This is a genomic window from Burkholderia sp. LK4, assembly GCF_001043615.1.
Classification (GTDB): Bacteria; Pseudomonadota; Gammaproteobacteria; order Burkholderiales; family Burkholderiaceae; genus Burkholderia; species Burkholderia cepacia.
In genome coordinates, this window is record NZ_LDUL01000030.1 from 139403 (window position 1) to 164390 (window position 24988).

Below are 24988 nucleotides of genomic sequence, written 5' to 3' on the forward strand. Positions count from 1 at the left end.
TGAGAGGCATTTGCAATCGTAATTTTGAGTGTTGAGGGGGGAGCGAAACGGTGGGGCGCACGGATGCGAGCGAGGGGATGGGTGGGTTTCCTGAAATGCCGAACGGCGGGGAAACAAACCATGGCGTGGTGAAGGCCGGATAGCGCTTTCGTCACGCCTGCGCGAGAAATATGAGTGAAATTGCAGGGGGCACGGCGCCACGCGATGCACGACACCGCGCTCGCCGACGCGCGCCGGCGCCCGTGCGTGTTCAGCTCAATCCGGATCGGCTTTCAGCCCACCCTCGATCCACCGCGCTTCCGACGCGCGAAGATGCGCGCGAATGGCCGTCTGCGCTGCGATCGGATCGCCGGCCTGCAACGCGAGCAGCACGTCCTCGTGTTCGCGCACTGCGGCGGTCCACGTCTGCGGATTCTCCGCATGGCCGCGCATCGCGGCCGCGATCGGGTCGTGGCGGCTGTCGAACAGCTCGCCGACGAAGCGGGTGAGCACCGAGTTGCCGGCGGCTTCCGCGATCAGCATGTGGAACTGCCGGTCGGCTTCGACCGGGGATTTGCCGGCCTCCGCGAGCCGCTTCATGCGCTGCACGGTGCGGCGCAGCCGCTCGAGCATCGCGGCCGTCATCCGCGCGGCGGCCAGGGCCGCGACGCTGCCTTCGACGGCCGCGCGAGCCTGCATCAATTCCGACGGACTGTCGCCGAGCGTGGCCATCGGGCCGACAGCGTCGGCGGCCGTATCGCGCACATACACGCCGGAGCCCATCCGGATCTCGATCTGCCCGCCGATTTCCAGCGCGATCAGCGCCTCGCGAAGCGACGGCCGCGACACGCCGAGCGTCAGCGCCAGCTCGCGCTCGGGCGGCAGCCGCTCGCCGATCGCGAATTCGCCCTGGCGAATCAACGCGACGATCTGGGCCGCGACCGATTGGTAAAGCCGCTTGGGTTCTGTCGATTTCATCCGAGTGATAGGGATCAATGCGCTTCGGGCGAAAGCGCGTGTCGCGGAGTCTATCACGCCGGACGCATCGCCCCGTGTAGCGGCGCGTTCATCCGGATGTCCGGGTTTTCACTATTGGTAAGATCGGATGTGAATAATTAAATTGGCTTGACCAAAATGCCTTTGATTGCTGTAATTCATCCAAATTGGACTGACCGGATAGTGTCGAGGTCGATCCATCCCCAGGAGACGCAATGGCAATGCCTCGCAATCTGCCCGGTCAGGCCGCGCAGGACGAACCGGACCGGGAGATCCTGCGCCTGGACGGGATTCGCAAGCGCTTCCCCGGCGTCCTCGCGCTCGACGGGATTCGCCTCGACCTGCGCCGCGGCGAGGTGCATGCGGTGTGCGGCGAAAACGGCGCGGGCAAATCGACGCTGATGAAGATCATCAGCGGCCAGTACCTGCCCGACGACGGCGTCGTTCACTATCGCGGCGCGCCGGTGCGGTTTCATTCGGCCTCCGAAGCGCAGGCGGCCGGCATCTCGATCATTCATCAGGAGCTCAATCTCGTCCCGCACCTGAGCGTGGCGGAGAACCTGTTCCTCGCGCGCGAGCCGCGGCGCGGGCCGTTCGTCGATACGAAACGCATGAACGCGGAGGCGGCGCGCTGCATCGCGCGCATCGGCCTGAACGTCGCGCCGACGACGAAGGTCGGCGTGCTGTCCATCGCGCAGCAGCAGATGGTCGAGATCGCGAAGGCGCTGTCGCACGATGCGCGCGTGCTGATCATGGACGAACCCACGTCGTCGTTGACCGAAACGGAAACGGTGCAGCTGTTTCGCATCATCGAGGAACTGCGCGCCGACGGCGTGGCGATCCTGTATATCTCGCACCGGCTCGACGAAATGGCGCAGATCGTCGATCGCGTGACGGTGCTGCGCGACGGACGCCACATCTCGACGGACGCTTTCGCCGACGTGAGCATCGACGACATCGTCGCGCGCATGGTCGGACGCACGCTCGACGACGCCTATCCGTCGCGGCAATCGGTGCCGACCGACGAGGTGCTGCTCGACGTGCGGGACCTGCGCCGCGACGGTGTGTTCGGGCCGGTGTCGTTCGCGCTGCGCCGCGGCGAGATCCTCGGTTTCGCGGGCTTGATGGGCGCCGGGCGTACCGAGATCGCCCGCGCGATCTTCGGCGCGGATCGCCCCGACGGCGGCACGATCGCGCTGCACGGCCGGCCCGTGACGATCCGCTCGCCGCGCGAGGCGATCCGGCATGGCATCGCGTATCTGTCGGAGGACCGCAAGAAGGAGGGGCTCGCGCTGCCGATGCCCGTCGCGGCGAACCTCACGCTCGCGAACGTGCGCGGCATCACGTCACGCTTCGGATTCCTGCGCTTTGACGACGAACTCGACGTCGCGCGCCGCTACGTGCAGGACCTCGCGATTCGCACGCCGTCCGTGCACCAGCGCGTCCGAAACCTGTCCGGCGGCAACCAGCAGAAGGTCGTCATCGGCAAATGGCTGTACCGCGGCTCGAAGATCCTGTTCTTCGACGAGCCGACGCGCGGCATCGACGTCGGCGCGAAATTCGCGATCTACGGGCTGATGGACCGGCTCGCCGCCGACGGCGTCGGCGTAGTGCTGATCAGTTCGGAACTGCCCGAACTGCTCGGCATGACCGACCGGATCGCCGTTTTTCACGAAGGTCGATTGACCGCATTTCTCGATACGAAACACACCAGTCAGGAGGAGATCATGCACTACGCGTCGGGGCGTTCCCATGCTTGAAATGACATCCGATCGAAGCCAGGCCGACGAACGGGCGGCGCGACAGCGGCGGCGCGACCTGATCCAGAAGTTCGCGGCGCTGGGCAGCCTCGTCGTGCTCGTGTTCGCGTTCTCGATCTCGAGCGCGGCGTTCTTCTCGGTCGACAACCTGATGACGGTCGGCCTGCAGGTCACGTCGATCGCCTATCTGGGCGTGGCCGCCACCTGCGTGATCATCACGGGCGGCATCGACCTGTCGGTCGGCTCGGTGCTCGCGCTGGCCGGCGTGTGCGCGGCGCTGCTGGTCAAGGCCGGCGTGCCGGTGCCCGCCGCGATGGCGGCCGGCATCCTGGTCGGCGCGCTGTGCGGGCTCGTCAACGGCATCTGCGTGACGCAGATGGGCCTGCCGCCGTTCATCGCGACGCTCGGCATGATGCTCGTCGCGCGCGGCATCGCGCTGCAGATCACCGGCGCGCGGCCGGTATCGGATCTCGGCGATGCGTTCGGCGCGCTCGGCAACGGCGCGCTGCTGCGGATCTCGCGCATCGGCGCGGACGGGTTCCCCGACACGACCTTTCCCGGCATTCCGTATCCGGTCGTGATCATGGTCGTGCTGTTCGTCGTGGTGTCCGTGCTGCTGTCGAGAACGTCGCTCGGCCGCCATATCTACGCGGTCGGGTCGAACGCGGAAGCCGCCCGGCTGTCGGGCGTGAACGTGCAGGGCGTGAAGCTGTTCACCTACGTGCTGTCCGGCGCGCTCGCGGGCGTGACCGGTTGCGTGCTGATGTCGCGGCTCGTCACCGGGCAGCCGAACGAAGGCGTGATGTACGAGCTCGACGCGATCGCCAGTTCGGTCATCGGCGGCACGTCGCTGATGGGCGGCGTCGGCACGATCTCCGGCACGGCGATCGGCGCGTTCGTGATCGGCGTGCTGCGCAACGGCCTGAACATGAACGGCGTGTCGAGCTTCATCCAGCAGATCATCATCGGCGTCGTGATCCTCGGCACGGTGTGGATCGACCAGTTGCGCAATCGCCGGCCCTGACCGGCAGCAAGCAGTCCCTACCAACGAGAAGCGGAGCGAGACATGAACAAATCCATCCTGCTGGCGGCATCGGCGTGCGTGTTCGCGGTGTGCAGCAGCGGCGCGTATGCGGCGGGCGGCGAGATCGCCGTGATCGTCAAGACGGTCAATTCGAACTACTGGCAGAACGTGCAGAAGGGCGCGAAGGCGGCGCTCGACGGCGCCAAGGGTTACACGATGACGTTCCAGGGCCCGGCGGCCGAGTCCGACATCAGCGGGCAGGTCAACATGGTCGACAACGCGGTCACGCGTCACGTGGCGGGCATCGTGCTCGCGCCGTCCGATCCCGATGCGCTCGTGCCCGCGATCAAGAAGGCGTGGGAAGCGCACATTCCCGTCGTGCTGATCGACTCGGCGATCGCGGACGCGGGCAAGCCGTACTACCAGGCATTCCTGTCGACCGACAACGAGAAGGCGGGCGCGCTGTGCGCGAAAGCGCTGATCGATCGCGTCGGGCAGTCGGGCAAGATCGCGATCATGTCGTACGTGCCGGGCGCGGGCTCCGAGGTCAGCCGCGTCGGCGGGTTCCGCAAGTACATCGAGAGCCATTCGAAGCTGCAGGTCGTCGGCCCGTACTACTCGCAATCGCAAATGGCGACCGCGCTGAACCAGACGACCGACGTGCTGTCGGCGAACCCTGACCTGAAGGGCATCTTCGGCGCGAACGAGCCGACCGCGGTCGGCATGGGCCGTGCGCTGAAGCAGTCGGGCAAGGCGGGCAAGGTGGTGGCGATCGGGTTCGACGGCAACGAGGACCTGCAGGGCTTCGTGCGCGACGGCACCGTGCAGGCGATCGCCGTGCAGGGCTCGTGGCAGATGGGGAACCAGGGCGTGCGCACGGCGCTCGACGTGATCGAGCGCAAGCCCGCGCCGAAGCTGATCGATACCGGCGTCGTGATGGTCGACAAGCAGAACCTCGATTCGCAGGCGGCGAAGAATGTCCTGTACTGATCGCCCGTGCCGCTTGCACGCATCGAGTCGCCACTCATGAACGCAAACGATACGCGCGCCTTGCCGCGCAGCGGGCTGACGGTGTCCGCGCTCGGTCTCGGCTGCTCGCAGCTCGGCGGCCTTTATCGGCCGATGTCGGCGGCCGACGCCGCCGCGCTGGTCGACGCCGCGTGGGCGGCCGGCCTTCGTTATTTCGACACCGCGCCGTATTACGGCTACACGCTGTCCGAGCGGCGGGTGGGCGCGGGGCTCGCCCCGCGCGAGCGCCGCGCGTTCACGCTCAGCACGAAGGTCGGGCGGCTGATGCGCGCCGACGCGAGCGTGCGGCCGGGCGACGACGGCTGGGCCGAGCCGCTGCCGTTCCGGCCCGTGTACGACTACAGCTACGACGGCATCATGCGCTCGCACGACGACAGCCGGCAGCGGCTCGGGCTCGCGCGGATCGACATGCTGTACGTGCACGACATCGGCGCGATGACGCACGGCGATCGTCACGCGCACTACTGGGAACAGTTGACGCGCGGCGGCGGGTTTCGCGCGCTGGATGCGCTGCGCGCCAGCGGCGAGATCGGCGCGTTCGGTCTCGGCGTGAACGAATGGGAAGTCGCGGCCGACGCGCTGAACGAAGCGGCGCTCGATGCAGTGCTGCTGGCCGGCCGCTACACGCTGCTCGAACAGACGGCGCTCGAACCGCTGCTCGACGCGTGCGCCCGTGACGGGACGGCGATCGTGATCGGCGGCGTGTTCAATTCCGGCCTGCTCGCCGGCAACGGCAAGTTCAACTATGCGGACGCGAGCGCCGACGTGATCGACAAGGCCACGCGGCTCGGCGCGCTGTGCAACCGCTTCGACGTGCCGCTTCCCGCCGCGGCATTGCAGTTTCCGTTCGGTCATCCAGCCGTCGTATCGTGCGTGGTCGGCGCGCGCAGCGTGGCGCAGTTGAAGCAGAACATCGACTGGTTCGAGCGTCCCGCGCCGGCCGAACTGTGGGATGCGCTGCGCGACGAAGGGTTGATCGCGGCGCACGCGCCGGTTCCGGGAGCCCACGCATGACCATGCGCATCGACGCTCATCAGCACTACTGGCGCATCGACGCGCGGGCCGGCTGCTGGCCGCCGGCCGAACTCGATGCGATTCACCGGGATTTCGGTCCCGCCGATCTCGCGCCGCTGCTCGACGCCGCGCGCATCGACACCACCGTCCTCGTGCAATCGCTGCCGAGCGAAGCCGACACGCGCTTTCTGCTCGATCTCGCGGACGAAACGCCGAGCGTCGGCGCGGTGGTCGGCTGGGTCGACCTGAAGGCCGACGACGCGCCGGCGCGGATCGCGGCGTTTGCGTCCGCGCCGAAGGCGCGCGGCTTGCGACCGATGCTGCAGGATCTGCCCGACGACGCGTGGATCGACGATCCGCGGCTGGATCGCGCGGTCGCCGCGATGCTCGAGCACGGGCTGCGTTTCGATGCACTGGTGATGCCGCGCCATCTCGATGCGCTGCATGCATTCGCGCGACGCCATCCGGATCTGCCGATCGTGATCGACCATGGCGCGAAGCCGTTCATCGAGCGCGGCGAATGGCAGCCGTGGCTGTCGGCGATGGGCCGGCTCGCCAGCCTGCCGAACCTTCACTGCAAGCTGTCCGGCCTCTGGACGGAGGCAGGGCCGTCGGCCGGCACGGATGTCGTGCGCGCGCGCACGCGGCCGTATGTCCACGCGCTGGCCGAGCTGTTCGGGCCGACGCGCCTGATGTGGGGCAGCGACTGGCCGGTGCTGCGGCTGGCGTCGGTGTGCGGCGGCTACGGCGAATGGCTGGCCGCGTGCGAGGACGATTGCGCGCGGTTGCTCGGCGCCGCGGCGCTGGACGGCCTCTTCGGCGGCAACGCACACCGCTTCTACCGGATCGACACCGCACGCCACGACGAATGAACCAGAACGAAAGGAACCCGACATGCTCAGCGTGATTTGCGAATCCCCCGGCGTGCTGCGCGTGCAGCAGCGCGAACTGCCCGTGCGCGGCAGCGGCGAAGTACTGTTGCGCGTGCAACGGGTCGGCATTTGCGGCACCGACCTGCATATCTTCACCGGCAACCAGCCGTACCTCGACTATCCGCGCGTGATGGGGCATGAGCTTTCAGCGGTCGTCGTTGAGGCGGAACCCGAGTCGGGGCTCGGCGCCGGCGACGCGGTGTACGTGATGCCGTATCTGTCGTGCGGGCACTGCATCGCCTGTCGGCACGGCAACACGAATTGCTGCGTGAACATCAAGGTGCTCGGCGTGCATCGCGACGGCGCGCTCGCCGAATACCTGAGCGTGCCCGCGCAGTTCGTGCACAAGGCCGACGGCATTTCGCTCGACCAGGCGGCGATGCTGGAATTCCTCGCGATCGGCGCGCATGCGGTGCGGCGCGCGGACGTCCGCGCCGGGCAGCGGGCGCTGGTCGTCGGCGCCGGGCCGATCGGCATGGCCGCGATGATCTTCGCGAAGGTGCGTGGCGCCGTTGTCACATGCCTCGACACGCGGGCGGATCGACTGGCGTTTTGCCGGCAACATCTGACGGTCGATGCGACCGTGGAGGTGGGCGCGGATGACGCGGCGCGTCTCGCGGCGTTGACGAACGGAGAGTATTTCGATGCGGTGTTCGACGCCACAGGCAACCTCGATGCGATGAATCGCGGTTTCGAATTCGTCGCGCATGGCGGCAAATACACGTTGATCTCGATCGTGCGCGGGCACGTCGCCTTTTCGGATCCCGAATTCCACAAGCGGGAAACCACGCTGCTCGCAAGCCGCAATGCGACGGCCGAGGATTTCGCGACGGTGCTCGACGCGATGCGCGGGGGGCGTATTCCGGACCGCGCGCTGAACACGCACCGGATGCGGCTCGAAGAGGTGCCGGATGCGCTGCCGCGTTTGCTCGATGCGGGGCAGACCGTCGTGAAGGCGCTCGTCGAATGCTGATCGATCGCATCCGGCACGCGGAGCGCATGCGATGACGCCGCCGATCCTGCAGTTCGGCACGAGCCGCTTCCTGCTCGCGCACGTCGACCTGTTCGTCTCGCAGGCGCTGGACGACGGCAACGCGATGGGCGGCATCGGCATCGTGCAGACGACCGGCAATCCGGCCAGCCGCGCCCGCATCGACGCGCTGCGCGCCACCGGTCGCTATCCGGTGCGGATTCGCGGGCGCGACCGCGGCGGCGTGGTCGACGAAGTCGTCGAGTGCCGCGCCGTGCAGCGCGCGTGGGACGCCGAGCACGACTGGGCGGAGATACGCGGCGCCGCGATCGAGACCGTACGCGTCATCGTGTCGAACACCGGCGACGCAGGGTATCGCGCCGATCCACGCGACACCGTGGACCTGCTGGCCCAGCCGAGGCACGCACCGCACGGCTTTCCGGCGAAGCTGCTGGCGCTGCTGCATGCGCGCTGGCAGGTGCGGCCCGATGACGGCGTCTCCATCCTGCCTTGCGAACTGGTGACGAACAACGGCGACACGCTGCGCGACATCGTGCTGGACCTCGCGCGCCGGTGGCGGCTGCCCGACGCGTTCGCCGACTATCTGGGCAACCGCTGCGTATGGGTCAACTCGCTCGTCGACCGCATCGTGTCCGAGCCGCTCCATCCGGTCGGCGCGATCGCGGAGCCCTACGCGCTATGGGCGATCGAGCGGCGTGCCGGCATGGCGCTGCCGTGCACGCATGCTCAGATCGTCGTCACCGACGATTTGCGCAGCCACGAGCGCCTGAAGCTGTTCTTCCTCAATCTCGGGCATAGCTGGCTCGCGGAGCAGTGGCTCGCGGCGGGGCGCGACGCCTCGGAAACGGTGCTGGACGCGATGAACGACGCGCGGTTGCGCGACGGTCTCGAAGCCGTGTGGCGCGATGAAGTCGCGCCGGTATTCGTGGCGCTGGGCTTGCGCGAAACGGCCGAACACTACGTCGACAGCGTGCGCGAGCGCTTTCTCAATCCGTTTCTCGCGCATCGTATCGCCGATATCGCGGTCAACCATCGCGAGAAGGTCGCGCGACGGATCGAGCCGCTGCTCGCGCTCGCCGATTCGCTGGCGCTGGCGGCCGAACAACCGCGGTTGCGGCAGCTCGTCGCCCGCTACGAACCGGTGGCCGCAACGACAGGGAGAAGACCATCGTGAAGCAACCGACCATCGTGATCCTTCACGGCAACGACAACGTCGCCGTCGCACTCGATGCGCTGGCGCCGGACGTGCCGATCGACGTGCACGGCGCGCCGCTGCGGCCGGCGGCCGCGATACCGGCCGGCCACAAGATCGCCATCACGCCGATCGCGCGTGGCGACGCGATCGTCAAATGCGGGCAGCCGATCGGCGTCGCGCTGCGGGACATCGCCGCGGGCGAGCACGTGCACGTGCACAACGTCGGGATGCCCGAGCGGCATGCGCACGACGACGGGCCGGCGGGCGACACGCACGAGGTTCCGGCCGATCGCCGCGATAGCTTCGACGGATTCGTGCGGCCCGACGGCAGCGTGGGGACGCGCAACTACGTTGGCGTGATCGCGAGCGTCAACTGTTCGGCGAGTGTCTGTCATGCGATCGCCGATGCATACCGGCACGGCGCGCTCGACGCGTTCGGCCATGTCGACGGCGTCGTCGCGATCACCCATCAGAGCGGCTGCGGCATGTCGGCGACCGGCGACGGCATCGAACTGCTGCGGCGCACGCTCGTCGGTTATGCACGGAACCCGAATTTCGCCGGCGTGCTGCTCGTCGGCCTCGGTTGCGAGGTCAACCAGGTCGGCGCGCTCGCGCAACGGCTCGACGCGGCGGCACCTGGCACCGTGCGCACGCTGGTGATCCAGGACGAAGGCGGCGTGCGCGACACCGTGGCCAAAGGCGTGTCGATCGTGCGCGAGTTGCTGGAGGTGGCCGACGGCGCGCGTCGCAGCGCCGTGCCGGCCTCGCGGCTGACGGTCGGCCTGCAATGCGGCGGCTCCGACGGCTACTCGGGCATCACCGCGAATCCGGCGCTCGGCGCGGCCGTCGATCTGCTGGTCCGCAACGGCGGCACCGCGATTCTGTCCGAGACGCCCGAGATCTACGGCGCCGAGCATCTGCTGATCGCGCGGGCGGCGTCGCGCGACGTGGCCGAGCGTCTGCTCGGCAGGTTGCAGTGGTGGGAGCGTTACGTCGCCGACAACGGCGGTGAAATGAACAACAACCCGTCGCCCGGAAACCTCGCCGGCGGCATCACGACGATTCTCGAGAAATCGCTCGGCGCGGTGTCGAAGGGCGGCCGCTCGCCGCTGCGCGCGGTCTACGACTATGCGGAGCCGGTGCGACAAGCGGGGCTCGTGTTCATGGATACGCCCGGTTACGACCCGGTGTCGGCCACCGGGCAGATCGCCGGCGGCGCGAATCTCGTGTGCTTCACGACGGGCCGCGGTTCGGTGTTCGGCTCGAAGCCGGTGCCGACGATCAAGATCGCGACGACGAGCGGCCTGTACGAGCGGATGCAATCGGACATGGATTTCGACAGCGGCGGGATCGTCGCCGGTTCGCTCTCGGTCGGCGAAGCGGGCGAGCGGCTGTTCCGGCTGATGCTCGACGTTGCCTCCGGACGACGATCCCGCAGCGAGGACAACGGCATCGGCGAACGCGAGTTCGTGCCGTGGCTGCGCGGCGCGGTCATGTGACGCGAAAGGCGACGTGCGACCGCGTGCGCAATCGGACAGCGAAGGAGAAGCCGCGATGGAAACCCGCATGAGCGAGCCGGCGATCGGCGAAATCGGTCAGGATGGCTCACTGTCTGAACTGGAGAAGGGTTTGCTCGGCGAGGCGCTGCGATTGCTCGCCGAGACGCGCGCACGGGCGCTGGAACTCTGTGTCGAGGTGAGCCGGCGGCAGGGCGGCGCCGCGCCGGACGTCCACGATTTCAATCTGCCGACGATCATCGAGCTGCAACGGCGCTTCGGTACGCGGTCTGGCCCGGACGGCGCCGGCATGGCAGCGTCCGGTCGCTTCGCGTAGTCGAAGCCGAAGCCGCCCGTGGGCGGCGCCGTGGCAGGATCGAGCGCTGCCGGTTCGCCGCCGACAGCCGGATCGCGTCCGTGCGTCGCGCTGATCCGCGGGTACGTCGCCCCATGCCGTGGCTGACTGCGATCCATCACCCGTGGGCGGGCCGGTATCGCTGCCGTTCCGCTCAGGCAAGCAGCCCGCGTGCCGCCAGATTCGCATACAGCGCGCGCACGCCGAAGGTCCACGGCGCGATCTCCGTGCAAAGCCGCACGGTGTTGACGAGTGCGCCGAGCGCGGGCGTGGAGATCGTGACGCGGTCGCCGAGGTGATGCGTGAATCCGCCGCCGGGCGCGTCGCGATCCTGGATCGGCGAGAACATCGTGCCGAGGAACAGCATGAAGCCGTCCGGATACTGGTGATGCGCGCCGCAGGTCTGTGCGACGAGGTCGGCCGGGTCGCGGCTGATCTCGCGCATGTGGCTGATGCCGTCGAGTACGAAGCCGTCGTCCGCGCCTTCGACGCGCAGCGACACGCTGCATTGCCGCACACTGTCGAGCGTGAAGCCGTCGTCGAACAGCCGCACGAACGGGCCGATCGCGCACGAGCCGTTGTTGTCCTTGCATTTGCCGAGCAGCAGCGCCGAACGGCCTTCGATGTCGCGCAGGTTCACGTCGTTGCCGAGCGTCGCGCCCACCGGCCTGCCGTCACTGGCGACCGCCAGCACAATCTCCGGTTCCGGGTTGTTCCACACCGACACGGGCAGCAGCCCGACGTCCGCGCCGAAGCCGACCGCCGACATCGGCTGCGCCTTGGAGAACACCTCCGCATCCGGGCCGATGCCCACTTCCATGTATTGCGACCAGGCACCGCGGCGTTCGAGCTCCGCCTTCAGGCGCAGCGCGGCTTCCGAGCCCGGCACGATCTTCGATAGATCGGTGCCGATGGTCGCGGCGATGGTGTCGCGAACCTCCCGCGCTTTGGCCGGATCGCCGCCCGCCTGTTCCTCGATCACGCGCTCGATCAGGCTGACCGCAAAGGTCACGCCGCACGCCTTGATCGCCTGCACGTCGCACGGCGCGAGCATGTGCGTCGCGCCCGGCGTGCTGTCCAGCGCGGCCTGCAACAACGGCTCGACACGGCCGAGCGATTCGCCGGCAGCGGTGCGCGCGATGGCGACTGCATCGGGGCGATCGAACAGGTCGGCGGTGGTCGGCACGGTGCGCGTGATGTCGAACACTTCGCCGCCGCGCACGGCGACGACGCTCGGGCCCGCATGGGCGCCGTCGTGCCGCCAGACGCGGCCGATCAGCAGCGCGTGGTCGAGGTCGTGCGGCAGGCAATCGGAAACGGAAGGCGTATGCATGGTCAGCTCGGCAAGAGTCGGGGGCGGTGGGTCAGTGCGAATGGCGCGGGTTGCCGCGCTGCTCGATCACCTTCAGGTACAGCGTGGCCGGTTCGAGGCAGCCGCCGGTGGACAGCTGGCCGACGAACCGGCGATAGAGTTCCTGCCACGGCGTTTGCGCCTGCGGCACGGTGAAGCTTTCGGTTTCGCGGCGGCGCGCGAGCTCGTCCTCGTCGACGAGCACGTCGACGCTGCGGCGATTCAGGTCCACGCGCACGCGATCGTTCGTGCGCAGCAGCGCGAGGCCGCCGCCGACCGCCGCTTCCGGCGACATGTTCAGGATCGACGGGCTGGCCGATGTGCCGCTCTGGCGTCCGTCACCCATGCACGGCAGCGACGTCACGCCGCGCTTCACCAGTTCGGCAGGCGGCGCCATGTTCACGACTTCGGAACTGCCCGGGTAGCCGACCGTGCCGCAGCCGCGGATCACGAGGATGCAGCGCTCGTCGATGTTCAGCGCGGGATCGTTGATGCGCGCGTGATAGTCCTCGGGGCCGTCGAACACGATCGCGCGCGCCTCGAACGTATTCTCCGCGCCCGGCTCGGACAGGTAGGTGCGGCGGAACGCGTCGCCCACCACCGACATCTTCATGATCGCGCTGTCGAAGAAGTTGCCCGACAGCACCATGAAGCCGGCGCCATGCTTGAGCGGCGCGTCGGGCGTGCGGATCACGTCGCGGTCGGCGTCCTGCGCGGTGTCGGCGATCTCGCCGATCGCGCGGCCCGATACGGTCAGGCAGTCGCGCCGCAGCAGCCCGGCCGAATCGAGCTGGCGCAGCACGGCGGGCACGCCGCCGGCGCGGTGGAAGCTCTCGCCGAGGTAGTCGCCGGCCGGCATGCAGTTGACGAGCAGCGGCACCGATTCACCCAGGCGCTGCCAGTCGTCCAGGCTCAGTTCGACGCCCATGTGGCGTGCTATCGCGATCAGGTGCGGCGGGCAGTTGGTCGATGCGCCGAGCGCGGACGCGACGACGATCGCATTCTCGAATGCCGCGCGCGTCATGATTGTCGACGGGCGCAGGTCTTCGCGAACGAGCTCGACTGCGCGCTTGCCGGTCGCGTAAGCCATCTGGCCGCGCTCGCGATAGGCGGCGGGAATGCTCGCGCAGCCGGGCAGCGACATGCCCAGCGCCTCGGCGAGGCTGTTCATCGACAGCGCGGTGCCCATGGTGTTGCAATGGCCGATCGACGGCGACGAGGCCGTGGTCAGCTGCATGAAGCCTTCGTAGTCGATCTCGCCCGCCGCGAGCAGGTTGCGCGCATGCCAGATCACCGTGCCCGAGCCGACCCGCTTGCCCTCGTGCCAGCCGTCGAGCATCGGGCCGCCCGACAGCACGATCGCGGGCATGTCGACCGTGGCGGCCGCCATCAGGCACGCGGGCGTGGTCTTGTCGCAGCCGGTCGTCAGCACCACCCCGTCCAGCGGAAAGCCGTGCAGCACTTCCACCAGCCCGAGGTACGCGAGATTGCGGTCGAGCGCGGCGGTGGGCCGGCGGCTTTGCTCGGCCAGCGGATGCACGGGGAACTCCATCGGAATGCCGCCCGCGTCGCGGATGCCCGCCTTGGTGCGTTCGGCCAGCTCGATGTGATGGCGGTTGCACGGCGCGAGATCGCTGCCCGTCTGCGCGATGCCGATAATGGGGCGGCCCGACTGCAGTTCCTCGCGCGTCAACCCGTAGTTCATGAAGCGCTCGACATAGAGCGCCGTCATGTCCGCGTGCGCGGGGTCGTCGAACCATTCCTGACTGCGCAGGCGGCGAGGCGTGTGTGACATGGCAGGCTGTCTCCTGAGGGGCCTTTGTCATTTTGCGTGCCGGATGGTACCGGTAACATCGCTTGGATGTTAGCACGGGTTTTTTGCGCAGCGGAAGGGATTTCGTGCGCATGTGGCGAAGATGAGGGCAGGGGGGGCGGTACGAAGCCGCGCGCGTGGCGGTCGGGATGCGCGCGGCCGTCGGCTTGTCAGGCGCTTTCCCGCGCGATGATCGTGTAGTCGATACGGATGCTTTTCGATTCGGTCCGCTCGCCGCCGTCACGCGCTTGCAGCGCCGCCAGCAACGCTTCGCCCGTGCGCTGCCCGATGCCGTACGCGTCGACCGAGACGGTCGTGATGGTCGGATGGCAGCAGGTCGCCACTTCGAAGTTCCCGAAGCCGGCCACGGCGATGTCGGCTGGCACGGCGAGCCCGCGCCGGTGACACTCCATGATCGCGCCGAACGCCGACATGTCGCTCACGCACATCACCGCGTCGGTATCCGGCCATTGCTCCAGCAGCGCGGCCATCGCCGGCCCGCCGTGGCTCATCGTGATCGGCGATTCGCCCAGCCGCACGACGCGCGGTTCGCCCAGCCCCTGCGCCTTGATCTCCGCCTGGTAGCCCTTGAGCCGGTCCAGGCCGCGGCGATCCAGTTCGCTCGCGCCGACCAGAAAGCCGATGCGCCGGTAACCGCGCTCGGCCAGGTGGCGCACCATCGCACGGGCGGCGCGCACGTTCGAGAAGCCGACGGCGGTGTCGATCGGGCGCGTGGGCAGGTCCCACATCTCGACCACTGGAATCGCCGAGCGCTCCAATACCTTGCGCGTCGCATCGGTGTGCTGCGACCCCGTCAGCGCGATGCAGCGCGGCTGGTGTCGCAGCATCGACCGCACGAGCCGTTCTTCCCGTTCAAGGTCGTAGTCGGTATCGCCGAGCAGCAGTTGCAAACCATGCGGCTCGAGCGCGTCGGTCAGGCCGCGCACGGTGTCCGAGAAGTTGGAACTCGACAGCGACGGCACCAGCACCGCGACGAATTCCGAGCGCCCCGACGACAGCGCACCGGCAGCGGCATCCGCCACGTAGCCGAGCTGGTCGATGGCCTCGCAGACCCGGGCGCGCGTCTCGGCGGCCACGCTGTGGCCGGCGAGCACGCGCGACACCGTCATCTTCGATACGCCGGCGAGGCGCGCTACGTCGGACATGCGGGGCGGCCCGGCGGGCCGGACGGCGGTGGGACTGGGCATCGGAATCGCGATCGGGAGAAGGCCGGAAAGGCTACATCATACCGGTGCGGCATACCGCGCAGGCGGGGCGCGGCGTGCCCGCCGCGGTGAGAGTCGCACTAGGGAAACCACGCGTCCGGCGGCACTTGTACGCGCCTGTGCCGCATGCTACCTTCGAATGTGTTACCGGTATCAGATTGCCGATCGCTCCCGTCGCCTCGTCGGCTTTTTTTGGGTACCGGATGTTACCGGTAACATAGATGCACGCAGCGCACGCGACGGTACGAAGAAGATCGACACAATCAGGAGACAGACCGATGCCATCCCTTACGCAGGCCGCTGCCGCACCGGCCGCGGCCGATTCGTCCGAAGACGCCCTTTACCGCAAGGTCATGCGGCGCATCCTGCCGTTGCTGCTGCTCTGTTACGTCGTGGCCTACCTGGACCGCGTCAACGTGGGCTTCGCGAAGCTGCAGATGCTCGACGACCTGAACCTGAGCGACGGCGTCTATGCGCTCGGCGCCAGCATCTTCTTCTGGGGCTATTTCCTGTTCGAGATGCCCAGCAACCTGCTGCTGCACCGCTACGGCGCGCGCTTCTGGATCGCGCGGATCATGATCACGTGGGGCATCGTGTCGTCGTCGATGGCGTTCATCGTGCCGCTCGCGCAGTTCTTCCACGTGCAGACGACCACGATGTTCTACACGCTGCGCTTCCTGCTGGGGCTGTGCGAAGCGGGTTTTTTCCCGGGCGTCATCCTGTACCTGAACTACTGGTTCCCGGCGCGGCGCCAGAGCGTGGCGATGTCGGGCTTCCTGGTCGCGATCCCGCTGAGCCTGACGCTCGGCAGCGTGCTGTCCGGCTGGCTGATGGGGCAGACGCACGGCCTGTCGGGCATGAGCGGCTGGCAATGGATGCTGCTGCTCGAAGGGCTGCCGTCGATCGTGGTGGCGTTCATCGTGCTGGCCTGCCTCGGCGACGGTCCGCAGACGGCGAAGTGGCTGTCCGCCGACGAAAAGGCGGTGCTGTCGCGCAACCTCGAATCCGAGGCCGCGCACAAGTCGCACAGCATTGGCGCCGCGCTGCGCAGCCCGCGCGTCTGGCTGCTCACCTTCATCCTGCTGACGTTCAATACCGGTTTCTACGGGCTGGCCTTCTGGCTGCCGTCGATCATCCGCGCGTCGGGCGTGCACAGCCCGCTGCACATCGGCGTGCTGACGGCCATTCCTTACCTGACGGCGATCTTCGCGATGGTGTGGAACGCGTCGCACTCGCGCAAGACCGGCGAACGCCGCCTGCATGCGGCGATTCCCGCGCTGATCGGCGGCGTCTTCCTGATCCTGAGCGCAGCGTTCGCGCACAACGTGGCGCTGTCGATCGTATTCCTGACCATTGCCACCTGCGGCATCCTCGCGCTGATGCCGATCTACTGGACCTTTCCGGGGCAGATCCTGTCCGGCACGGCCGCGGCCGCCGGCATCGCACTGATCAACTCGGTGGGGAACCTGTCCGGCTTCACGGGCTCGATGATCACCGGCGTCGCCAAGCAGATGACCGGCAACATCAACAACGGGACTTATGCGCTGGGCGCTTGCCTGCTGGTCAGCTGCGTGTTGATCGCGTCGATTCCGCGCGATATCCTGCGGCCGCCGGTGGGGCGGTAGGGCGTTCGCGGGACGTTACGTCCGGCCGGGGCGGGGGCATCGCGCCGCCTCGGCGCCGGATGCATCACGTCACGCGGATCGATCTTGTGTGAGTTTGCCCGACCACCACACGCGGAGTTCCGGCTACTTCCAGCCAGGGACGCCCGGCGGACTCCGCTTTCTCGTGAGCGGCCGTCATGCGTCCTCCAGTGCGAAGCGCACCTTGTCCCCGAGCGTGCGCAACCGGTCGACAGGTTCGTTTGAAAACACGAAACGGACGTACTGCTCGCCGTGGGCGACGCCCCATCCGGTCATGGCCGTCGCACATACGCCCCGGCGCAGCAACCGCTCCGACATCTGCGATCCGGTCAGACCGAAATCGGCGACGCGCAGCAGCATCGACCAGCCGCCCGCCGGCATGCCGAACGGGAGCCCCGACAGTTCGGCGGCGACCGTGTCCCGCCGTCTCTCGAGTTCGCTCACGTAGCCAGGCAGATCGGATGCGGAATGTTCGAGCGCAACCGCCGCGGCCTCCTGGGCTATGCCGACCGGTACCACGACATTGGCGAGCGACACAGCCACCAGATCCGGAATCAGCCATTCCGGCGCGACGATCCAGCCGACCCGCCAGCCGATCATGCGCAACTCTTTCGACGCCGCGCCGACCGTGACCGTACGCTCGGCCATGCCGGGCAGGCCGGCGGGATGGATGACCGTGCGCCCATCGAAAAGCAGCCGTTCCATCGCGCTGTCGAGGATCAGCAGCAGATCGTTCTGCACGCACAGGCTCGCGATCAGTTGCCAGTCGGACGCATCGAAGAAGCCGCCCGAAGGCATCGACGGAGACATCAGCAGCATGGCCCGCGTTTTCGGACCGATTGCTGCCCGCAGTGCTGCCTGGTCCAGCTTCCATTCGCTGCCCGGCGTGAAGGTGAACGGGACTTGCTTGGGCACACCGCCCGCCAGGCGGATGCGGTTCAGCAGACCGGCGTAGGTCGGATCGGTGACGATGACTTCGTCGCCCGTCTCGACGGTGGCGAGCAGCGTATTCAGAATGCCGGAGAGCCCGCCCGCCGACACCACCACCTGGTCGGCCGTGAAGCGCTGCCCCGAAAGCGCCGACACGTGGGCGGCAGCGCTCGCGCGCAGCCGATCCTGACCGACGAAGGGCAAATAGGAGTTGGCCGAGTCTCGCTGAATGGCTTCTCGGGTGAAGGCCAGCGCTTCCGAAGTGGGTGGGAGGTCGGTGTCGAGATTTTCGAGTCGCAAAAGGTCGACGTCGGCATGATCGGCGATCGAGCCCATGCGATCGACGCCGATGCCGGCAATGTGCTGCAGACGGACAGGACGGTGGTGGCGCATCGAGCCTCCGGGTTTGTTACAATTTAATAGATAATCTATGCATGGTGGTCGGGATGAATTTGGAAGTCAAGGAGGATCGCTCGCTGGCCGATCGGATCGCCAGCGCATTGGCGGACCGCATCATCTCGGGCGTCATCGCGCCGGGGGAGTGGCTGCGTCAGGACCACATCGCGGCAGAGTTCGGCGCGAGTCATGTGCCGGTACGCGAGGCGTTCAGACGGCTGGAAGCGCAGGGGTTGGCCGTGGTGGAACCGCGACGAGGCGTGCGGGCGGCGCCGCTCGAGCCGGCGGACGTGCTTGAAATGGCGAAGATGCGTGCGGCTTTCGAGGCGCTGGCGCTGCGCGAGGCGATTCCCGCGCTCGACGCACGGGCGCTGGAGGAACTCGATGCGATCCTCGATCAGGAGGCGGCGGCGCGTGGCATCGCCGTGCTGGGCACGCTGAACCTGAGGTTTCATCGGGCGTTGACCGCGCCGTGCGGGATGCCGCGGCTCGTCGCCGCGATCGGCGACATGCATCGGGCCAGTTCACGGCATCTGTATGCGACGTGGCAGCAACTCGACTGGCAGGATCGCTCGAACGACGAACATCGGGACATCGTTCGGGCGATACGCGAGGGGAATGTCGACGCGGCGTGTGCGGCTCTGTCCGCGCATATTCTGGCTGCGGGGGATGCGCTGGCTCAGGCGTTGGGTGGGCGGTAGGGATGTGGGTCGAGTCGTGGGCGTCGACCGGTCCAAAAGGCTGGTTTGGGGAATGGCTGGCGTCTTCTCCGGGGCGGCCATAGTCAAACGTGTCGGACGGTATCCGACCATAAGGCGTCATCCGCTCGTTGCGTCGCGTAGGCATTCAAACGTCGGGTCCAGTCGCGAACCGGCCATTGGTTTTCGCGACAGTCCGGATGTTGCAGGACGTCGCCAGAAGCGCGCACAACAGCGCAGACAGCACGCACCTCCATGACAGTTTCATCGGACCGTTCCAAAAGACCTGCCGGCAAACGCCCATGGCATCCGGTCATCCCTTGTGTCGTTACCCATTCACGCGATGGAACACCCGGGTCTGTCCGAGGGCGGATATGCCGAGGTAGCCGCGCAGATACATCTTTCCGTCCTTGATGGTCGCCTTGCAGGTGTATGTGCGGCCGGAGGACCCGTCGTAGAGCGAGCCTCCGGTCCATTCACCGTCGTCCCAGCGAAGGCCGGACAGAAACACGATGTTCTTCAGCGAGCGGGAGCGCAGCGCAGGGTCGGGGTTCCTCGTGTCGAGCTTGAAGGTGACGTTATCGGACTCCACCACCTGATTTCCGTACAGCAGGCGTGCCTCGAAGGCGGCGCCTGCCTTGTACATGTCGAGCTTTACGCTGCCATCGTCGGCTTCCCATATTCCAACGATCCCGTCGGCGGGAGCGTGCTGGGCATGGGCAGTTAGTGTTAAAAACAGGCTCATGAAGAAGAGCATCATGGAGACGGCCGATTGACGTAAAACGAGGCTTGCGTTCATGCCGGTGATCCTTTTTGACGGGTTTCCAGGAAGCAATCCTGTTCCGGGCGTCCGGCGTGCAGCCGCCCCCACAGCGGCAGCGCTCGCCGTCGGCAGGACCGGCTCACGCACACGAGGCGTGATCACGATTGCGACAGACCGGATCGTAAGGACTGAGCCCGGGTCGCACAGTGGCGGATGACGCCGTTCCCGTTGCGAGTAGCGCCATTCTTCCCGGAACGGGCGGCTGCGCGGCGGATCGTTTTCAGGTGGCCGCTCCCGCCATGGCGTGAATTGCGACCAACGTGGCGCCTTTCGTTAGTGCACCGGCGCGGTGCGGCGAGTAACGTTCACTCCAGTCAGAACTCGCTGAGAGACCACGATGTTTGATAGAAGCAAGAAAACGGCCCTCGTGACGGGCGCCTCCTCGGGCATGGGCAAGGAAATCGCCCGGCAGCTGATTCGCGACGGCTTCCAGGTCTACGTGGCCGCGCGGCACGTCGACAGGATGATCGACCTGCAACGCCTCGGCGCTAGGCCGCTACGCATGGACCTTTCCCGCGATGCAGAGATCGTGTCGGCAGTCGAGACGATTCTCAAAGAAACCGGAGGAGTGGACGTGCTCGTCAACAACGCCGGGTTCGGACTGTACGGGCCGGTAGAGGACATCGGCATCGAGGAGGCGCGATACCAGTTCGAGGTCAACGTGTTCGGCACGGCCCGCCTCACGCAGTTGCTCCTGCCTGCCATGCGCGAGAGGGGAAGCGGCACGATCGTCAACATCACGTCGATGGGCGGCAAGATCTATACGCTGCTCGGCGCGTGGTATCACGCGACGAAGCATGCCCTCGAAGGCTGGTCGGATTGCCTGCGGCTGGAGCTCGCACCATTCGGCATCCGTGTCGTGATCGTGGAGCCCGGCCTGATCGAGACGGGGTTCGGCGACGTGGTTTCGCGCAGCCTGCTCGCCCGCTCCGGCAGCGGCGCCTATGCGAAGCTGACCCAGGCTGTCGCAAAGTCGACGCAGCAAGCCTATGGCAACGGACGCGGTACCGACCCGGGTGTCATCGCCAACGTGGTGTCGCAGGCCGTGCGCGCGAAAAAGCCGCGCACGCGATATGTCTCCGGCAAGTACGCGAAACCGATGATCCTGATCCGCGCGTGGCTCGGCGACCGCATGTTCGACCGCGTGATCATGAGCCAGATGCGCTAGGATGGTCCGCGCCCCCGTCACGAGCCGGGCGCGTGCGAGCGGCAAAGATTACTTCCACACCGAGGCTACGATGGGCGCAGTCATGGCAGACAGATGCAAGGTACCGCAGGCGTTCTGGCGCGCGATTGCGCACGCCGGCCTGCCGCCGGCCGCGATACTGCGTCAGGCCCGGTTACCTGCCACGCTGCACCTGAATCCGCGGGCGCTCGTGAGCACCGAGCAGTACTTCGCGCTATGGAAAGCGATCGGGCAGCTGGCGCCCGAGCCTGGTCTGGGCATCGCACTGGTGACCCGGAGCGAAGTCGCAACGCATCCTCCTTTCCTCCTTGCCGCATTCCATGCCCGGGACTATCGCGATGGCCTCGAGCGGGTCGCCCGCTTCAAGAGGCTCTGCACGCCGGAGCAGCTGCATATCGCCGAAGAGGGGGCCGAATGTACGCTCACCTCGGAGTGGCCCTGCGCAACTGAACCCGAACCCGCCGTTGCGACCGACGTCACGTTTGCGACGCTGCTCGAACTCGGCAGGCGGGGCACCGGGCAACACCTGACGCCGCGTCGCGTGGAGTTCGTCCGCACAGGCCCGAGGGAAGAGGTCTACCGCGAGTACTTCGGCTGCCCGATTCGCTCCGGCGCGGCGCGCAATGCGCTCGTGCTGAAGTCAGCCGATCTCGACCGGCCGTTTCCCGGCCACAATCCCGAACTGCTCGACATGCTGACTCCCGCACTTACGGCAGCGCTGGGGGAAATCGAAGCGCGCAGCTCGATCCGCGAGCAGGTGAAAGTCGTACTCAAACGATGCCTCGCAAGCGGCCGGCCGGAACTGTCGGACGTGGCGCGCGACCTCGGGATGAGCGAGCGGACGCTGCAACGGCGCATCACGGATGAAGGCACGACATTCCGGGATCTTCTTGCCGAGGCTCGACAGGAGCTCTGGCGCCGGTTGCTCGCGGACCCGGCCGCGGGCATCGATGAGGTTTCCTGCCTGCTGGGTTACCAGGACACGAGTTCGTTCTATCGCGCGTTCCGCGATTGGGAAGGCGTCACCCCGAACCGCTGGCGGGAACTGAATTCGCCCGGCGTTGCCGCCGAACCGATCTGACGCGTACCCCCGGCGGGCTCCTTATCCAGACTTCTCACCGTAGCTTCGACTCGTTGCCGGCCACGCAGAGACCGGCACTCGAAGCTGTCATGTTGTGCACCACGGTGAAGTAACCGCTGCGCTGCGGCGCAAATCCGGTCCATTCGATTGGCGCCAGGCGCAAGGGGCATGGCGCGCTCTGCCAGTGCCGCCGATCAGGCAAAGCGGTACAAATCTGCCTGTAACGGCTATCCATCTTGAGAGGCATTCCATGACAGAAAAAGTGTGGTTCATTACCGGTGCATCCCGCGGCTTTGGCCGCATCTGGACCGAGGCGGCACTCGCGCGAGGCGACAAGGTCGCCGCGACGGCGCGACAGCTGGCCAATCTCGACGGGCTGGTCGAACGCTATGGCGAGGCGGTGCTTCCTCTGGCGCTCGATGTCACCGACTCCGCCCAGGCAAACCACGTCATCGCGCAGGCCCATGCGCACTTTGGCAAGCTCGATGTCGTCGTGAACAATGCGGGCTACGCGCTGGTAAGCGCGATAGAGGAAGCGAGCGAGGACGACGTCCGCGCTGAGTTCGAAACCAACTTCTTCGGTGCCTGGCGCGTGATTCGAGCTGCGTTGCCGTTTCTGCGCGAGCAGCGCCACGGCCACATCGTCGGCGTATCGAGCGTTGCCGGCATTGTGGCGGGGCCCATCGTCGGCTTCTATCACGCCTCCAAATGGGCGTTCGAAGCAATGCATGAGAGCCTCGCGCAGGAGGTCAAAGACTTCGGGATCAACGTCACGCTGCTCGAGCCCGGCGCATACGCCACCGATTTTTCGAGTCAGGCATCGCTGAAACTGGCGACCGGCAACGATGCCTATGCCGCTCTCAGGGCACGGGTCTTTTCGTCCAGTGGACAGATCGATTTCGGTGATCCACGGTCGACCGCTCAGGCTGTCCTCGAGATCGTCGATTCGGCCAATCCGCCGTTGCGTCTCTTTCTCGGCACGGAAGGGCTTCCTGTCGCGCGTTCCGCGTACGCCGAGCGTCTTGCCGCCTGGCAGGCGTGGGAGCCGGTCTCCAGCGCGGCGCAAGGCAATTCGAGGCGGCAGGACATTCTGCTGTGAACGCAGGCCGATCCCACGGCCAACCGTGACGGCCAGAGATTCATCGAGCCGCAGGGCCTGCATAACGGTGGGGTGCCGCTTCGCACGAGGCCAATCCGCCATCCCATTCACTGGATTACATCGACCGGACAACCGATGCCGCTTCATTTCTCGTGCACGATGTGCGGTCGGTGCTGCCGCGACCTCCGGGTACCGCTCGGCTTTTCCGAAGCGCTGGACTGGCTGCGCGACGGCGGTGAAGTGCAGCTACTCTGTGAAGCCGTACCCTGGCTCGTCGAGCCGGCGGCGGATGATCTGGCCGCCGCCTACAAGTTCCGGCGCTCGTTCGCGGCGCTGAGCGGTACATTACCGTTGCGCGTTGTCGTGACGGTCGTGGCTGCATTCGAAGGACCCTGCCCTCATCTGCAACCCGATCTGGCATGCGGCATTTACGAGCGGCGGCCGCGCGTATGCCGCATTTATCCTGCCGAGATCAATCCGTTCATCGAACTTCGCCCCGCTGGAAAGGCATGTCCACCGGATGCGTGGAGCGATCGTCATCCTGTGCTGGAAGTGTCGGGTCAATACGTGGAGCCGTCGCTTGTGGCAGGTATCGACGCTTTTCGAGACGCGGACGTGGGCGATGTTGGTGCGAAACGGATGCTGTGTACCGTCCTTGGCGTGAGTTCGACTGCGCTCGCCAACGAGGGGTTCGTTGCCGTGTTGGCGGAACGCGAGGCGATGATGCGGGCGATCGGGACCGCAATCGACAGGACCGAAGCCACCGAAGGCAAGGCGTGTGCGGAATCGTGGACCATCGTTTCGAATCGCCGCCGGTCGCGTGAGGCACTCGCCTCGGTCGACGCTCGCGCCGTAGCACCCGAAGCGTTGCCCGACCAACAAAAGTATCTGGGATTTCACGCGTCCAGCGACGATTAATCAGCGCCTGTTGGCCAGCAATCGATCTCCGGGCGCGCATGATGTTTGCGATGCCAACGTGAGGTAGCAGTCTGCGCGAAGATGGAAGTCGGAGACCGCCCCAAAGCCGCCGTTGAAGTCCCGCTGATCCGAAGGGCGGGTTCGGGTCGTTCAGATCCATTCGCGGCCGTGTCCAGGTCTTCATTCCGCCCGACGGCTCACGACACCCTGCGCCGCATCCCCCGCACCTGCAGCCAGATGGCCGATATCAGGAAATAAAGCGCACCCACTCCCGCGTAACCCGCGATCTTGACGATCGCCGGCGGCATTGGCGCATGGCTTTGCAAAATGAAGAACAACCCGGCCAGCGCCGATTGCGCGCCGCTCAGCACCATCACCCACTGCGCGCCGGCCTGCTTCCAGCGCCGCACGGCGGTGCCGAGCTGCAGCGCGCCGGACAGAATCGCCCACACGCCGAACACCGCGAGTACCGCGGGCAGGCCCGCATTCAACGCCGGAAATACCGCCAATGTCGTGACGGTGCTGATCGCGACGTTGACCGCCTGCGTGCGGTTTGCCGCCATCCCGCCGCTGCGGGACAGGTCGACGAAATTGGCGAGCGCATCCCAGGCCGGATAAACGACCAGCAGGACCGCCGCGCCGGCCGCGCTCCGCCGGCCGACGGAAAACGCCAGCGCGACCCAGATCAGCGAGAACACCGCCCGGGAAAAGTAGTACCGTTTCAGCCAGTGTTCGTCGGCCAGGGCGTGGAATTCAGGGTAGCGATCAGTCATGTGCACTCCTTTTACATCGAAACGTCGTACCGGCCGGCACGCAGGATGTCCGCCATGCGGATTCGGACTCGGATTCGGATGCGGCGCCGGCCGGATCTCCAGTGCGCCGAGTATCGCAATCGTCCGCGCCTGCCGCCATCGGTCAGATGTCCGATGGCGAAGTCCGCGGGGCGCTCCGCAGAGATGCGAGCGAACATCGCACCGTGTTGGCCCCGGGGCGCCCGCCCGACGCGCATGCCCCTGCACGCCGCGACGCCGTCGCGTATGATCGTTTTCCCGT

General features: G+C 67.0%; 22 protein-coding genes. 15 read left to right on the forward strand and 7 right to left on the reverse strand.

Annotated elements, in window-relative coordinates:
- Positions 1 to 255: 255 nt before the first annotated feature.
- Positions 256 to 957 (reverse strand): FadR/GntR family transcriptional regulator, encoded by a 702-nt coding sequence (locus VK92_RS16460; protein ID WP_027792854.1) that lies wholly within the window; start codon positions 955 to 957, stop codon positions 256 to 258.
- 233 nt (positions 958 to 1190) lie between these two features.
- On the opposite strand from VK92_RS16460, the gene VK92_RS16465 reads away from it, so the two are divergent.
- Genes VK92_RS16465 through VK92_RS16505 form a run of 9 tightly spaced genes read left to right on the forward strand, consistent with a single transcriptional unit; the run spans position 1191 to position 10753 of the window.
- A complete protein-coding gene (locus VK92_RS16465) occupies positions 1191 to 2735 on the forward strand; it encodes a sugar ABC transporter ATP-binding protein (protein WP_048027418.1) in 1545 nt (514 codons plus the stop codon).
- Positions 2728 to 3759 carry an ABC transporter permease gene (locus tag VK92_RS16470; protein ID WP_011549867.1) on the forward strand — a complete coding sequence of 344 codons (1032 nt, stop codon included), beginning with the start codon at positions 2728 to 2730 and terminating at the stop codon, positions 3757 to 3759. Before VK92_RS16465 ends, VK92_RS16470 begins: the two co-directional genes overlap by 8 nt.
- Positions 3760 to 3801: 42 nt before the next feature.
- Positions 3802 to 4749, forward strand: coding sequence for an ABC transporter substrate-binding protein (locus VK92_RS16475; protein ID WP_011549866.1), 948 nt, complete (start codon positions 3802 to 3804; stop codon positions 4747 to 4749).
- A 36-nt stretch (positions 4750 to 4785) separates the two neighbouring features.
- Positions 4786 to 5802 (forward strand): aldo/keto reductase, encoded by a 1017-nt coding sequence (locus VK92_RS16480; RefSeq protein WP_048027416.1) that lies wholly within the window; start codon positions 4786 to 4788, stop codon positions 5800 to 5802.
- Positions 5799 to 6674 (forward strand): amidohydrolase family protein, encoded by an 876-nt coding sequence (locus VK92_RS16485; RefSeq protein WP_082163758.1) that lies wholly within the window; start codon positions 5799 to 5801, stop codon positions 6672 to 6674. The genes VK92_RS16480 and VK92_RS16485 overlap by 4 nt, the downstream gene beginning before the upstream one ends.
- Before the next feature lie 22 nt (positions 6675 to 6696).
- Positions 6697 to 7707 (forward strand): zinc-binding alcohol dehydrogenase family protein, encoded by a 1011-nt coding sequence (locus VK92_RS16490; protein WP_048027415.1) that lies wholly within the window; start codon positions 6697 to 6699, stop codon positions 7705 to 7707.
- Between the two features lie 31 nt (positions 7708 to 7738).
- Positions 7739 to 8899 carry a D-mannonate oxidoreductase gene (locus VK92_RS16495; protein ID WP_048027414.1) on the forward strand — a complete coding sequence of 387 codons (1161 nt, stop codon included), beginning with the start codon at positions 7739 to 7741 and terminating at the stop codon, positions 8897 to 8899.
- The gene (locus VK92_RS16500; protein ID WP_048027413.1) at positions 8896 to 10419 is read left to right on the forward strand and encodes a UxaA family hydrolase; all 1524 of its coding nucleotides are present in this window, start codon (positions 8896 to 8898) and stop codon (positions 10417 to 10419) included. Before VK92_RS16495 ends, VK92_RS16500 begins: the two co-directional genes overlap by 4 nt.
- Before the next feature lie 55 nt (positions 10420 to 10474).
- A complete protein-coding gene (locus tag VK92_RS16505; RefSeq protein WP_048027412.1) occupies positions 10475 to 10753 on the forward strand; it encodes a hypothetical protein in 279 nt (92 codons plus the stop codon).
- Positions 10754 to 10925: 172 nt separating this feature from the next.
- On the opposite strand, the gene VK92_RS16510 is transcribed toward VK92_RS16505, so the two are convergent.
- From VK92_RS16510 to VK92_RS16520, 3 genes are all read right to left on the reverse strand, one after another.
- Positions 10926 to 12104: a fumarylacetoacetate hydrolase family protein gene (locus tag VK92_RS16510; RefSeq protein ID WP_048027411.1), complete on the reverse strand. Its 1179-nt coding sequence runs from the start codon at positions 12102 to 12104 to the stop codon at positions 10926 to 10928.
- Positions 12105 to 12135: 31 nt separating this feature from the next.
- Positions 12136 to 13917, reverse strand: coding sequence for an IlvD/Edd family dehydratase (locus tag VK92_RS16515; protein ID WP_048027410.1), 1782 nt, complete (start codon positions 13915 to 13917; stop codon positions 12136 to 12138).
- A 188-nt stretch (positions 13918 to 14105) separates the two neighbouring features.
- A complete protein-coding gene (locus tag VK92_RS16520; RefSeq protein WP_175851698.1) occupies positions 14106 to 15143 on the reverse strand; it encodes a LacI family DNA-binding transcriptional regulator in 1038 nt (345 codons plus the stop codon).
- Between the two features lie 296 nt (positions 15144 to 15439).
- Between VK92_RS16520 and VK92_RS16525 the strand changes: the two genes are divergently transcribed.
- Positions 15440 to 16786: an MFS transporter gene (locus VK92_RS16525; protein ID WP_048027409.1), complete on the forward strand. Its 1347-nt coding sequence runs from the start codon at positions 15440 to 15442 to the stop codon at positions 16784 to 16786.
- A 174-nt stretch (positions 16787 to 16960) separates the two neighbouring features.
- Here the strand turns inward: VK92_RS16525 and VK92_RS16530 are convergent, their stop codons facing one another.
- A complete protein-coding gene (locus tag VK92_RS16530) occupies positions 16961 to 18127 on the reverse strand; it encodes a pyridoxal phosphate-dependent aminotransferase (RefSeq protein ID WP_048027408.1) in 1167 nt (388 codons plus the stop codon).
- Between the two features lie 53 nt (positions 18128 to 18180).
- Between VK92_RS16530 and VK92_RS16535 the strand changes: the two genes are divergently transcribed.
- Entirely contained in the window at positions 18181 to 18831 is a 651-nt protein-coding gene (locus VK92_RS16535; protein ID WP_231616458.1) for a GntR family transcriptional regulator, read from the forward strand.
- Between the two features lie 325 nt (positions 18832 to 19156).
- On the opposite strand, the gene VK92_RS16540 is transcribed toward VK92_RS16535, so the two are convergent.
- Entirely contained in the window at positions 19157 to 19627 is a 471-nt protein-coding gene (locus tag VK92_RS16540; RefSeq protein ID WP_048027405.1) for a DUF2147 domain-containing protein, read from the reverse strand.
- 361 nt (positions 19628 to 19988) lie between these two features.
- Here VK92_RS16540 and VK92_RS16545 point away from each other — a divergent pair, with 361 nt between their 5' ends.
- The 4 genes from VK92_RS16545 to VK92_RS16560 all read left to right on the forward strand — a co-directional run bounded on the left by VK92_RS16545 (position 19989) and on the right by VK92_RS16560 (position 23935).
- Positions 19989 to 20819, forward strand: coding sequence for an oxidoreductase (locus tag VK92_RS16545; RefSeq protein WP_048027404.1), 831 nt, complete (start codon positions 19989 to 19991; stop codon positions 20817 to 20819).
- Positions 20820 to 20889: 70 nt separating this feature from the next.
- On the forward strand, positions 20890 to 21918 hold the full coding sequence (locus VK92_RS16550; RefSeq protein ID WP_048027751.1) for an AraC family transcriptional regulator: 1029 nt from the start codon (positions 20890 to 20892) through the stop codon (positions 21916 to 21918).
- Between the two features lie 250 nt (positions 21919 to 22168).
- Entirely contained in the window at positions 22169 to 23017 is an 849-nt protein-coding gene (locus tag VK92_RS16555) for an SDR family NAD(P)-dependent oxidoreductase (RefSeq protein WP_048027403.1), read from the forward strand.
- Positions 23018 to 23152: 135 nt separating this feature from the next.
- Complete coding sequence (locus VK92_RS16560) at positions 23153 to 23935, forward strand: YkgJ family cysteine cluster protein (protein WP_048027402.1); 783 nt, start codon at positions 23153 to 23155, stop codon at positions 23933 to 23935.
- Positions 23936 to 24132: 197 nt separating this feature from the next.
- Here the strand turns inward: VK92_RS16560 and VK92_RS16565 are convergent, their stop codons facing one another.
- Complete coding sequence (locus tag VK92_RS16565; protein ID WP_048027401.1) at positions 24133 to 24708, reverse strand: DUF308 domain-containing protein; 576 nt, start codon at positions 24706 to 24708, stop codon at positions 24133 to 24135.
- Between the last annotated feature and the right edge of the window lie 280 nt (positions 24709 to 24988).